13 protein-coding genes and 1 tRNA gene are annotated in these 12,518 nt (G+C 37.6%); 8 read left to right on the plus strand and 6 right to left on the minus strand.

What is annotated here, in order from left to right; all coding sequences use genetic code 11:
- The first annotated feature begins 9 nt into the window (after positions 1-9).
- The 4 genes from ilvB (at position 10) to ilvA (ending at position 4,682) form a co-directional block, all read left to right on the plus strand.
- Positions 10-1,749: a biosynthetic-type acetolactate synthase large subunit gene (gene ilvB, locus ACNFU2_RS02565; protein ID WP_418123565.1), complete on the plus strand. Its 1,740-nt coding sequence runs from the start codon at positions 10-12 to the stop codon at positions 1,747-1,749.
- 8 nt (positions 1,750-1,757) lie between these two features.
- Positions 1,758-2,297 (plus strand): acetolactate synthase small subunit, encoded by a 540-nt coding sequence (gene ilvN / locus ACNFU2_RS02570; protein ID WP_228457034.1) that lies wholly within the window; start codon positions 1,758-1,760, stop codon positions 2,295-2,297.
- Between the two features lie 68 nt (positions 2,298-2,365).
- Positions 2,366-3,427, plus strand: coding sequence for a ketol-acid reductoisomerase (gene ilvC, locus ACNFU2_RS02575; RefSeq protein WP_273647860.1), 1,062 nt, complete (start codon positions 2,366-2,368; stop codon positions 3,425-3,427).
- Positions 3,417-4,682, plus strand: a complete 1,266-nt coding sequence (ilvA, locus tag ACNFU2_RS02580) for a threonine ammonia-lyase IlvA (RefSeq protein ID WP_418123568.1) — start codon at positions 3,417-3,419, stop codon at positions 4,680-4,682. Before ilvC ends, ilvA begins: the two co-directional genes overlap by 11 nt.
- A 440-nt stretch (positions 4,683-5,122) precedes the next feature.
- Here ilvA and ACNFU2_RS02585 read toward each other — a convergent pair whose 3' ends face one another.
- Complete coding sequence (locus tag ACNFU2_RS02585) at positions 5,123-5,686, minus strand: 5' nucleotidase, NT5C type (RefSeq protein ID WP_273647862.1); 564 nt, start codon at positions 5,684-5,686, stop codon at positions 5,123-5,125.
- 81 nt (positions 5,687-5,767) lie between these two features.
- On the opposite strand from ACNFU2_RS02585, the gene ACNFU2_RS02590 reads away from it, so the two are divergent.
- Complete coding sequence (locus ACNFU2_RS02590) at positions 5,768-6,517, plus strand: DeoR/GlpR family DNA-binding transcription regulator (protein WP_172283170.1); 750 nt, start codon at positions 5,768-5,770, stop codon at positions 6,515-6,517.
- Positions 6,518-6,560: 43 nt separating this feature from the next.
- Here ACNFU2_RS02590 and ACNFU2_RS02595 read toward each other — a convergent pair whose 3' ends face one another.
- The 3 genes from ACNFU2_RS02595 to ACNFU2_RS02605 form a co-directional block, all read right to left on the minus strand.
- Positions 6,561-6,734 carry a hypothetical protein gene (locus tag ACNFU2_RS02595; protein ID WP_172283168.1) on the minus strand — a complete coding sequence of 58 codons (174 nt, stop codon included), beginning with the start codon at positions 6,732-6,734 and terminating at the stop codon, positions 6,561-6,563.
- 83 nt (positions 6,735-6,817) lie between these two features.
- Positions 6,818-7,765 (minus strand): MBL fold metallo-hydrolase, encoded by a 948-nt coding sequence (locus ACNFU2_RS02600; protein ID WP_418123571.1) that lies wholly within the window; start codon positions 7,763-7,765, stop codon positions 6,818-6,820.
- A gap of 523 nt (positions 7,766-8,288) precedes the next feature.
- Positions 8,289-8,360, minus strand: a tRNA-Arg gene (locus tag ACNFU2_RS02605).
- A gap of 165 nt (positions 8,361-8,525) precedes the next feature.
- Between ACNFU2_RS02605 and ACNFU2_RS02610 the strand changes: the two genes are divergently transcribed.
- Positions 8,526-9,323 carry an SDR family oxidoreductase gene (locus tag ACNFU2_RS02610; RefSeq protein ID WP_172283165.1) on the plus strand — a complete coding sequence of 266 codons (798 nt, stop codon included), beginning with the start codon at positions 8,526-8,528 and terminating at the stop codon, positions 9,321-9,323.
- A 76-nt stretch (positions 9,324-9,399) separates the two neighbouring features.
- Positions 9,400-10,314 (plus strand): helix-turn-helix domain-containing protein, encoded by a 915-nt coding sequence (locus tag ACNFU2_RS02615; protein WP_172283163.1) that lies wholly within the window; start codon positions 9,400-9,402, stop codon positions 10,312-10,314.
- A 37-nt stretch (positions 10,315-10,351) separates the two neighbouring features.
- Here the strand turns inward: ACNFU2_RS02615 and ACNFU2_RS02620 are convergent, their stop codons facing one another.
- Positions 10,352-10,924 (minus strand): AAA family ATPase, encoded by a 573-nt coding sequence (locus tag ACNFU2_RS02620; RefSeq protein ID WP_418123574.1) that lies wholly within the window; start codon positions 10,922-10,924, stop codon positions 10,352-10,354.
- A 30-nt stretch (positions 10,925-10,954) separates the two neighbouring features.
- Complete coding sequence (locus ACNFU2_RS02625) at positions 10,955-11,941, minus strand: GlxA family transcriptional regulator (protein ID WP_418123575.1); 987 nt, start codon at positions 11,939-11,941, stop codon at positions 10,955-10,957.
- A gap of 120 nt (positions 11,942-12,061) precedes the next feature.
- Here ACNFU2_RS02625 and ACNFU2_RS02630 point away from each other — a divergent pair, with 120 nt between their 5' ends.
- Positions 12,062-12,511: a DUF1569 domain-containing protein gene (locus ACNFU2_RS02630; protein ID WP_418123577.1), complete on the plus strand. Its 450-nt coding sequence runs from the start codon at positions 12,062-12,064 to the stop codon at positions 12,509-12,511.
- Positions 12,512-12,518 lie beyond the last annotated feature (7 nt).

Below are 12,518 nucleotides of genomic sequence, written 5' to 3' on the forward strand. Positions count from 1 at the left end.
TTGAATATAATGGAATCAACATTTAATGCATTAGAAACAGAAAGGTCTACACAGACCATAAAAAAATTGAAAGGGGCAGAAGTTATTTTGGAAATCCTGAAAGCTGAAAACGTCAATACGATCTTCGGATATCCTGGTGGAGCTGTCATTCCGATTTATGACGCATTATATGATTACAAAGACGATTTAAAGCATATTCTCGTTAGACATGAACAGGGAGCAATCCACGCAGCACAGGGGTTCTCCAGGTCTTCGAACCATACCGGGGTAGCTATTGCAACCAGTGGCCCGGGAGCAACCAATCTGGTAACAGGACTTGCAGATGCTATGATTGACAGCACACCGGTTGTTTGCATAACCGGACAAGTATATGCATCCCTTTTGGGATCTGATGCTTTTCAGGAAGTAGATGTGATCAATGTTACCGCTCCTGTTACCAAGTGGAATTGCCAGGTAACCGATGCTAAAGATATTCCGACAGCTTTGGCAAAAGCTTTCTATATAGCAAGATCAGGGCGACCGGGTCCTGTATTGGTGGATATTACTAAAAATGCACAACTTCAGGAAATCGATTTTACAGGATATGAGGCCTGTAATTCCATCCGGTCTTATCATCCTAAACCCCGAATCAGGCATGAATACATTGATCAGGCTGCTCTATTGATCAATGCTGCTAAAAGACCATTCCTACTTTTCGGGCAAGGAGTGATTATAGGAAAGGCAGAAAAAGAGTTACAGGATTTGGTTGAAAAAACCGGCATTCCTGCGGCTTCTACTGCTTTGGGTTTAGGAGCACTTTCTACAGAACATCCGCTTTATGTAGGAATGCTAGGAATGCATGGACATTATGCTCCTAACAAATTAACCAATGATTGTGATGTGATTATCGCTGTAGGAATGCGATTTGACGATCGTGTAACCGGAAAATTGGATCAATATGCCAGACAAGCTAAAGTAGTTCATCTCGATATTGACCTTGCGGAAATAGATAAAAATGTAAAAGCGGATGTCCCTGTTCTTGGTAATTGTAAAGAAACACTTCCTCTGCTGACTGAGGCTCTTTCAGAAAACTCACATAAAGAGTGGCTGGATCAGTTTAAAGAACTGCATCTTGAAGAAAATCTTGAGGTTGTACACAAGGAATTGAATCCGGAAACAGAAGAACTTACCATGGGAGAGGTGTTAAAATACCTGAACCAACTCACCCATGGAGAGTACATCATCTGTACGGATGTGGGACAGCACCAGATGATTTCCTGCAGATATGCTGAATTTAAAAAATCAAAAAGAAACGTCACTTCCGGTGGTCTTGGAACAATGGGATTTGGTCTTCCTGCAGCAATAGGTGCAAAAATGGCAAATCCTGACAAGCACGTGATCTGTATTGCCGGAGACGGTGGTTTTCAGATGAACATCCAGGAGCTGGGAACTATTTCACAATTCGGAATAGGGGTAAAGATGATTGTTCTGAATAATTCTTTTCTCGGGATGGTTCGTCAATGGCAGGAACTCTTTCATGACAAGCGATATTCTTTCGTGGATATTACCAGTCCGGACTTTTCTGCTGTTGCTGAAGCCTATGGTATTAAAGCAAAGCATGTAAAAGAGAGAGCTTTCCTGGAATCTTCATTAAAAGAAATGCTTGAAACAGAGGGATCTTATCTTCTGGAAATAAAAGTAGGGAAAGAAAATAATGTTTTCCCGATGGTTCCACAAGGATGCAGCGTAAGTGAAATCCGCTTAAAATAAAAATAAATATGATGAATAAACAGGAATACACCATAAGCGTTTTCACAGAAAACCAGGTAGGATTACTCGCCAGAATAGCAACGGTTTTTTCTAGAAGGGGGATTAATATAGACAGCCTGAATGTTTCACCTACAGAAATTACAGGTATTTCCAGGTTTACCATTGTAGTGGAAACTACATATGAAACTGTAAGGAAAATATCCCGCCAGATTCAGAAGCTGGTAGAAGTGATAAAAGTATATTACAATACCAATGAAGAAATCGTATGGCAGGAACTGGCACTTTTTAAAATAGAAACCAATGTCGTTTCTGAAAAATTCTATGTTGAAAGGATTTTAAGACAATATGGTGCAACCATCGTAAGTGTAAGAAATGATTATACTGTTTTTACGATTGTGGGACATCATGAAGAAATAGGCCGTTTTCTAGACCTTCTGGAGCCTCATGGTCTTATAGAGTTTATCAGAAGCGGAAGAGTAGCAGTTATTAAATCCAATGAAGCTTTCCATAAAAAGCTGACGGCCCTTGAAAAAATGGCTTATCAATAAAAAACACAAGTTCAATATATATAATGTGGCCAGAATTGGCCGGAAAAATAACAATTAAAAACAAAATTATGGCATTAATTAAATTTGCAGGAGTAGAAGAAAATGTAGTAACAAGAGAAGAATTTCCAATTGAAAAAGCGCAGGATGTATTAAAAAATGAGACTGTAGCGGTTTTAGGATATGGTATCCAGGGACCTGGTCAGGCTTTAAACCTTCAGGATAACGGAATCAATGTAATTGTCGGACAACGTAAGAATTCTAAAAGTTGGGATAAGGCAGTACAAGATGGATTTATTCCGGGTGAAACATTATTTGAATTAGAAGAGGCAGCACAAAGAGGAACTATTCTGTGCTATCTTTTAAGTGATGCTGCACAGATCGAATTCTGGCCAACATTAGAAAAACACCTTACCCCTGGAAAAACATTATATTTCTCACATGGTTTCGGAATTACCTATAATCATCAGACTAACATTGTACCGTCTAAAGAGGTAGATGTAGTTTTGGTAGCGCCTAAAGGATCCGGAACATCTTTAAGAAGACTTTTTGTGGAAGGTAAGGGATTGAACAGCAGTTATGCTATCCATCAGGATGCAACGGGAAATGCGAAGGATAAAGTAATTGCATTAGGGATTGCGGTAGGCAGCGGATATTTGTTCGAAACCAACTTTAAGAAAGAAGTATATAGTGATCTGGTAGGAGAAAGGGGCTCATTGATGGGTGCAATACAGGGACTTTTTGCGGCTCAGTTTGAAGTATTGAGAGCACAGGGACATTCACCTTCCGAAGCCTTTAATGAAACCGTTGAGGAATTAACACAGTCTTTAATGCCTTTGGTGGCAGAGAACGGAATGGATTGGATGTATGCCAACTGTTCAACAACAGCCCAAAGAGGAGCTTTAGATTGGTGGAAAAAGTTTTATGATGCTACTAAACCTGTATTTGAAGAGCTGTATCAAAGTGTGAAAGAAGGAACTGAATCACAAAAATCAATTTCAAGTAACAGTAAAGAAAATTACAGGGAAGGTCTTAATAAAGAGCTTGAAGAATTGAGAAACAGCGAATTATGGCAAGCCGGGAAAGTCGTAAGATCGTTACGTCCGGATAGAGAATATGAATATGAAAAGTAAAACCATTACTTTCCCTTCCTTAGATGCTGTTAAAAAGGCCCGGAAAACCCTGGAAAATATTGTCAATACAACACCACTACAGGAAAGCGTTAGACTTTCCAGACAGATTGGAGCGAATATTTTTTTGAAAAGGGAAGATATGCAACCGGTCCGTTCCTATAAGATCAGGGGTGCCTATAATAAAATCTACAGCCTCCACAGAAATGATAAAACCGGAAATGGTGTTGTTTGTGCCAGTGCAGGAAATCATGCCCAAGGCGTTGCTTTTGCATGCAGGAAAATGAAGATCAACGGAACGATTTTCATGCCCGTCACGACTCCTAAGCAAAAACTGGAGCAGGTAGCCATGTTTGGGGAACAGTATGTTGAAATAAAGCTTATAGGCGATACTTTCGATGACTCAAAGAATGCGGCCATAGCATACAGTGAAAATTCGGGAGCTGAATTTATCCATCCGTTTGATGATGTGGAAATCATTGAAGGGCAGGCTACCTTGGCCATGGAAATTCTGGAACAAGCAAAGGATCCTATAGATTTTGTACTTGTACCACTTGGAGGGGGTGGTTTAGCAGCCGGTATTATCACTGTGTTTTCGATTTTATCACCTCAAACGAAAATCATTATTGCAGAACCAAAGGGAGCTGCATCGATGAAGGCATCTGTAGAAGCCGGAACCAATATCGAATTGTTGCAAATTGATAAATTTGTAGATGGAGCTGCTGTTCAAAAGGTAGGCGACCTTACTTTTGAAATCTGCAGGGACCATATCCATGAGTGTATTGCTGTTCATGAAGGGAAAGTATGTGAAACTTTATTGGAACTTTACAACAAGGATGCAATGGTGCTTGAGCCTGCAGGTGCATTGACGATAGCTGCACTGGAGCTCTGTAAAGAAGAGATAGCGGGAAAAAATGTTGTATGTATTGTAAGCGGAAGTAACAATGATATTACAAGGACGGAGGAGATTAAAGAAAGGGCAATGCTTTATAAAGGATTGAAACATTATTTTATTGTAAAATTTCCTCAGCGACCGGGTGCTCTTAAAGAATTTGTTCTGAGTGTTTTGGGAACATCGGATGATATTACTTTTTTTGAATATACCAAAAGGAATTCCCGGGAAACTGCTTCAGCGATCGTTGGTATTGAAGTTCCTTCTTTTTCAGACTTTGAAGGATTATTAAAGAGAATGAAGCAGGCAGGGTATTATGAATCATATCTCAATGATTCCCCCAATATGATGAATATTTTAATTTAGATTAATGAATCAAGCCACTTACAAAAGTGGCTTGATTATTTGGTAAACATAAGCTTTGACCGGTAATAAATAACCGTTATAGTCTTATGGATACTTAAAATAAGGCTAAACTGATAAATGTCATGGTGTTTATTATTTTTATTCAGTCTAAATAAATATAAATTTGTTGTAGCAAAATAACAATAAGAAATAGAGAGATAATTACTCTCAATTATTAAGGTTTGTTTTTTGGAAAGTATAATAAAAATAACACAACTAATCATATCCATATCAATTTTTGTTTTTTTTACCGGTGAGGCCATATCTCACCGGTTTTCTTTTATTATAGGATAAATGTTCCTGTAAAAAGAAACCCTTCCTATTATTGGAAGGGTTAGTTGTTAGAGTAAATTATTTCGGTTTATTAGATAAATCAAATCGTTACGATTATTCCTGATGGCTTAAACAGCTTCAGATTTACTTAAATTCCTGATATCATTGAATAATGTCCGTACTTCACCCCATGTATTTACTCTTTGATGGTGATCTATATTACTGTTGTGTCCTGCGTTAAACATAATTGGTCTTCCCTTACAGAAATCCAGATTTTTAATATGGTCATCAATAAGGTAGTCCGTATCGATTACACTCTTATCTCCGCACATAATGATATTTTTCCATGAAATAAAAGGGAAGTGCTCCTGCAGCCATTGGTATTTTTCATATAATGAAAGCGGAAACTCCATTGCTGCTGTCACAATATATACATCATAATCTTTCATCAGTTCCTGTACTACCTCTATGGCACCAGGCATCACTGGCAAGGTGCGGAAAAATCCCGGAGTTTGCAGATATTCGAATATTATTTCTTTGTTGGGAAAAGCGTCCGGTTCCGGTTTACCAATCATATCTTCCCGGCTGATTAAAATGCCATGATCCCTGTGATACCAGGCGATTAATTGTGCCTCTACATCTGCAATTACACCATCCATATCTATAGCGATCGTTTCTTTTTTATTTTTCATTTTGCAATTATTTGCAACAAATATATAAAATATTGCATAAAGTTGCATTATCTTGCAATAAATATTTTCTATATTTGTGTTATGATAAAAGCTGAAAGACAGGATCGCATTCTGGAATATCTGGCCAAGGACAAAAAGGTTTTGCTTGATCAATTGAGCAAAACCCTTAAAGTATCTGAAGATACCATACGCCGGGATATTAAAGAATTATCCGATAAAGGGTTGCTTAAAGCTGTCCGTGGTGGTGCTCTTCAACGGTCATCAATGCCGTTGCATTTTAAGGACCGGCAGAATATTGATGTAGCCCACAAAAAGATGATTGCAGAGAAAGTTTTGGAATATATCACTCCCGGCATGGTGCTGCTTGTGGATTCAGGAACCTCAGCATTGGCTGTAGTAGCGAATTTGCCAAAGGATATCGCTTTAACTGTTGTCACCAATAGCTTTCCTGTGGCTTCCCTTTTGGAAGACCATACAGAAATTGAAGTTTTGTTTATGGGGGGAATGCTGAATAAAATTTCATTCTCTACAACAGGATACGAAACCATACAAAGTATAAGAAATATCAGGGCAGATATCTGTCTACTTGGTGTTTGCAGTATTGATCTGGAGATGGGTGTGACGGGAGATGATTACGAAGATAGCCTGGTTAAAAGAGTAATGATAGAAACTTCAAAATGTACGATTGCCTTATCGACCTCAGATAAACTGGGAAAATCGGAATCCTTTTACATATGCGCCACGAATTCCCTGAATGTTATCATCACAGAAGCTGATCCCGATTCTGATTATTTAAAACCTTATATAGAAGCGGGTATAGAAGTACGGTAAAATCAAAAGGCAAAGAATAACTTTCTTTGCCTTTTGATCAATTCTAATCGATAATAATGGCCATGCATAACCCATTAGGCCCTGCTTGTGATCTTGGACGGCATGCTCCGTTAATGCAGCACCAGTCATCACCACATTCCAGGTTGGCAGGACATTGCAGGTACCCACCATTAATACGTCTTAGCTCACTTCTTTCCAATGATTTTAAATTTTTCATAGTACATAGTTTTAGTTGTAAAACAAATGTAATGAATTATTTAGTAGGAAATTATCTGTTATTTAAAAAACCTGTTTATCTTTTTACAAAGTGATTTTTTCCCCTTGTACAGGAAAAATATACCGGATTCCCAAAGTATTTTTTTCCTTCAGTTGCTTCTTAATTTTCTCTATGTTATCATCCACAGGTTTCAGGTGGGTAATGATTACAGGGACGTTTTTTAGTTTTCCGGGTTGACAAAAACCGTTCAGAATATTCAATTCATTTTCCAATAAAGCTGGAGTAAGATGTCCAAATAATGATTTATCCGGTTGTTCATTTGGAAAAGAAACTTCTATTAGAATTCCTTTTAGCTTTTGCTTATTTACATATGGAGCAACCTGTTTCCATAGTTTTTCGAGCTTATTGCTTTTTTCTATACGATCGCTTCCCGTATCTCCCAGGTAAAGAAGGTAATCGTCATTATACCGTAAAAGAAAAGCTGTACTTTGATAAGGGTTGACGTGGCTAAGCGGAAAAGCTGTCACATACATTTCTGTGTCTGTTAGAGGTATTTCCCTGTTTTCTTCCAGACTGATCATTTTATATTTACCTAACCTGGGTGTTTCTCCGGTATCGGTAAAATTAGCCCAGCTTTGCCACGAGAAATATTTATCTGTAATGATGTTTCCAACAGAAGGTAGTGTATACACGGACTTTTTTGTATCATCCGGGCTGTTGATGATCAATCCGCTTACATGATCAAGATGTGCATGGGAGATAAGATAGCCTTTGATATTTTGTTGGATCACCTGCAATGCAGAATTTTGTTTAAAATTTCCCTTCTCTATTGCTTTTTCAATTCCGGAACGTATTGTTCCGGCATCAAGAGTAATATAATTGTCAGAATGCACAGGAGCAGCCATGTAGCTGGATAAATTACTTTCATCACCTCCACCATAAATCCCCAATGGGATTACTTTGAAGCTGTTCTGTGCGGAACAAATGGCTGTCGACAAAATAATAGCCAGGCTGAAAAATTGTTTTATCATGTAAAATACGTGTTATTGTTATGAGGAATAATGGAAATACAAATTTAATTTAAAACATAGCGATCACAAAACAAATTAAGAAATCTATGTTTTGTAAGACTCCAGGTAATTATAATTATGTTTATTACAATTCTGAAATAAGGGAAAAGGGCTTCTCATAAATGAAAAGCCCCTGCTGCAAATGCATTACATATAAGCATGTAATAAGTTATTAAATAAAAGCTTCCCGCTGGAGGGAAGCTTTAGACTAAAATGATGAAAATTATTATTAAGGTGATGTTTCGTATTCAAAAATAGTGATTGCTATACATTTGTTTTTATGATCATGATCATAAAGTGGTGAATTATACTAGTCGTTTATCAAAAATAATTATGGATTTACTTTACCAAAGTAGCGTCAAGTTCTATTTTTCAACTATGAAAAAAAGAACTTTCACTTCAAATAAAGTTGCCGCTTGTTTAATTCCGATTTTGAATGTTTCGGGGGATACTATTTTTAGAGCTTTGAACAAAAGGTGATGTGTAGCCTCACCAGGGATCGAACCTGGATCTAAAGTTTAGGAAACTTTTGTTCTATCCATTGAACTATGAGGCCTTAGTGGGTCAAATATATTAATATCCATTTAAAAATAAGCCATGTTCAGCCATTTTTTCTTTCAAAAAGGCTGATTTCCATTTTGGCTACATCAATATCCGTTTTGGCAACTTCAGTCATTTTCCGAGTACGGACATTTGTATTGTAATTTTAATACAACAAAAAATGAAAACAATTTTTATAACAGGTGCCTCTACAGGACTTGGAAAAGCGAGTGCTAAATTATTTCAAAGCAAAGGATGGAATGTAATAGCAACGATGAGAAATCCGGAATCTGATACCGAACTGCATACTTTAGAAAATGTAACGTTACTTCCTTTGGATGTTACCAATCCGGAACAGATCAAATCTACAGTAAAAAAGGCATTGGAGATGAGTTCGATAGACCTTGTATTCAATAATGCGGGATATGGTTTAATAGGACCTTTGGAAGCTTTAACAGATGATCAGATCGTAAAACAATTAAATACCAATCTTTTGGGAGTGATCCGTGTTACACAGGCATTTATTCCTTATTTCAGGGAAAAGAGAAGCGGAATGTTCATTACTACAACTTCTATTGGAGGCTTGATTGCTTTTCCATTAGGATCTACCTATCATGCCACGAAGTGGGCATTGGAAGGATGGAGCGAAAGCCTGGCATTTGAACTGAATACCTTCGGGGTGGATATAAAAACCGTTTCTCCAGGCGGGATTAAAACAGATTTTATCAGTAGGTCGCTGGATATGGGTACCCAACCGGAATATGAACCAATGATCAATACTATGTTTTCCAATACGGAAGCGATGATGGAAGGGGCTTCAGAGCCTGAATTAATTGCTGAAGTAGTATATGAAGCTGCTACCGACGGTAAAAAGCAACTTCGCTATGTTGCAGGTAAAGATGCTAATGAGCTGTATGCACAACGTCTGGAGATGGGAGCAGAAGCATTCCGTGAACAATTCGGAAAGCAATTTATATAAATATTCATTCAAAGAACAGTGCAGATATAACGACTGCACTGTCTTTTTAACTTTAAATAATGCTTACATTTATATTATGGAAAAGAAAGATAATGCTCCTCTGAAAATTTCCTCTATTTCCGAGCTGCACGATATATTACAGGTTCCCAAACCGCTACATCCTCTGATCAGTCTTGTGGATAATACCACAATGAGTGTAAATAAAGAAATACTAAACCGGAATTTTGTCTTGAATTTTTACAAGATATCATATAAATTTTCTGAAAACGGGAAAATGGGATATGGGCAAGGATATTATGACTTTAACGAGGGTGGAATGATGTTTACGGCTCCCAACCAGATCCTGTCCACTGACGAAGAAGCGGAATACCATGGATATACCTTATTCATACATCCTGATTTTATTAGGAATTATCCCTTGGCTAAGAATATAAAGAAATATGGCTTCTTTTCTTACGATACAAATGAAGCACTTCACTTATCCGACAAAGAGAAGAAGCTTATCGTAGGATTGCTGGATAATATCAATGGAGAACTCCATACTGCGATTGATGATATCAGCCAGGATGTCATTATATCTTATATTGAAGTATTACTCAATTACAGCAACAGATTTTATAAGCGTCAGTTTATTACCCGCAAAACCGTAAGCAATGATCTTCTTTCCCGGATGGAAAAGATCCTGGAGAATTATTTTGAAGATCAGGAGACCTTACAAAATGGACTTCCTACCGTTGAGTTTCTGGCTTCCCGACTGAACCTGTCACCCCATTACCTGAGTGATATGCTTCGTAACCTTACAGGTCAAAATGCCCAGCAACATATCCATGAAAAATTAATTGAAAAAGCGAAAGAATATCTTACAACCACCAGCTTATCTGTAGCAGAAATAGCTTATCAGCTGGGATTCGAGCATTCACAATCATTTAATAAATTATTCAAAAAGAAAATGAATATTACACCCCTAATGTTTAAGCAATCGTTTAACTGATTATTGCAAAGGGCTGTAATGTAAGAATGGTTGCTTTTTATTGTTGGAAATCACTTTGTATGATATTCCTGAGAATAAAGTTTGCCCGTGCCTGCGGAGTATCAGGCGGTACAACTATAGGCGTATAACCATAATCAATATAGGTAGACCTCATCACATCATAAGTTTCTGCTGCTTCTTCCCAGGTTTGCTTTCTTTCGCCGTCTGTTCTGTAGATTTCCGGCCAGGGTGGAAGAATAAATACCTGGGGATTATAGAAATAGTTTGTGGTAATATTTTTCATTTCAGAGGTAACAGGTAATTGAATCATACGTGCATAGCAAAAAGCATCTATAATCCCACGATCAAAAAAAACAATCTCATCCCGAACATCAGAAACAGCCTCATAACTTTGTAAAGATGCACTGATCATAAGATCCGTATAGAGCTCTCTGTTTCCCCATGGAAGTCCATTTCCTTTATTCTTTATCTGTTCTTTAATGATTTGTCTTGCATCTTCTTCTACCGTCCGATATCCTGCATTTTCAAGCTCGTTCAGTAGAGTTGTTTTTCCAACACCGGGACCACCGGTGATGATGTAAAAGTTGTTCCTACGGTATTTCATTCCCATTTTTATGGAGTTTTTTAAAAGGAAAATGATTTAATCTATTTCCTGGCTTTTATATTTGTTCCTGTAATCTGCCGGAGTGAGTCCTGTGATTCTTTTAAAGACCGTTCTAAAGGTTTTAAGATCGTTATAGCCGATACTGTAAGTAACATCAGCAATATTGTGTTCTCCAGATTCAAGAGCTTTCTTCGCAGCTTCCACCTTTACACGCTGGATGTACTCTATAGGATTTAAGGAAGTCGCATTTTTAAAACGGCGGATAAAATTTCTGCGGCTCATATTCACCTGGCTGGCGATCTGTTCTACTGAAATTTCTGTTGTAAATTCCTTTTCAATATAACTTTGTGCTTTATGGATTTCATCATCATTATGCCTGCGCTGTCCGGAAAAGATCGTAAAAATGCCTTGGGAACTTCGTCCATAGTCAAGAGCATAGAATTTGCTTAAAGAAACCGCCACTTCTTTACCGCAGTTTTTTTCAATGAAATACAAAATTGCATTCAATGATGAAAATCCGCCACCGCCTGTAATGATCGCCCTTGAATGAGTAACCACATGGTCCGGTTTGAAATCGATCAAAGGGTATCGATACTGAAGATCTTCTATAGCGTTCCAATGTGAAGTCGCAGGCATATTATCAAGAAGTCCGCTTTCAGCAAGGAAATATGCTCCGGTAAAAAGACTGATGAACTCACATTTTTGTTTATACTTTTTCAGGATCCATCCAGTTAGTACAGCATTTTTTGTTAATATGGCATTCACATCTTCCTGTCCGGATTTCATGGGAGCCACAATCACCACATCTGTATCGAATTTTTCTGCCAGTGTTCTGCTACAGCAAAACTGCATAGGCAGCCCGGATGAAACTTCTTTATGATGAACACCGATAAGTTCTATATGAAAGGGAAGTGGCCTGCCATTCATTAATGCCATCTCATTGGCACTGCTTAAAAGTGCTGTTACCGTGGAGACTGCTGTAGGCATAGCATCTTCATACACTATAATTGAAATATGTTTCATAATATCAGTGCTTGTATACTCAAAAGTACATAATTAAATGGCACAAAATGCACTGCATGTTGTCATTTATGCGTTGCCCCTTTTAAAAAGAAGCTCTTTAATTTTACATAAAAATCAGTTATGAAAACAATATTTGAACATAAAGACAGGCAGGAACTGATCGAAAGGATCAGTGCACTAACAGATAATAACACTGCACAGTGGGGAAAGATGAATCTTTATCAGATGATCAGACACTGTACCGTTTGGAATGATTGGATTTTAGGAAGAAATAAACAAGAGTATAAACAGGAATTTTTGGGAAAACTATTTGGGAGAATGGCTTTAAAAAGATTATTGCGGGAAGGAGCTGTCATGGATAAAAATGTACCGGCCGGTGAATTTGCCATTAAAGAAAAAACAGGAGATACGGACTTATATAAAAAAATATGGTTGGAGCAGATTGCTGCTTATGAACACTATTCAAATCCTGATTTTATCCATAATTTCTTTGGGAAAATGAAAACAGAGGATTTGGGCATGTTTGTTTATAAACACATGGATCATCATTTACGGCAGTTTAATGTATAATATTCAT

The sequence above is a fragment of the Chryseobacterium sp. PTM-20240506 genome (assembly GCF_048296755.1).
Lineage (GTDB): Bacteria > Bacteroidota > Bacteroidia > Flavobacteriales > Weeksellaceae > Chryseobacterium > Chryseobacterium proteolyticum.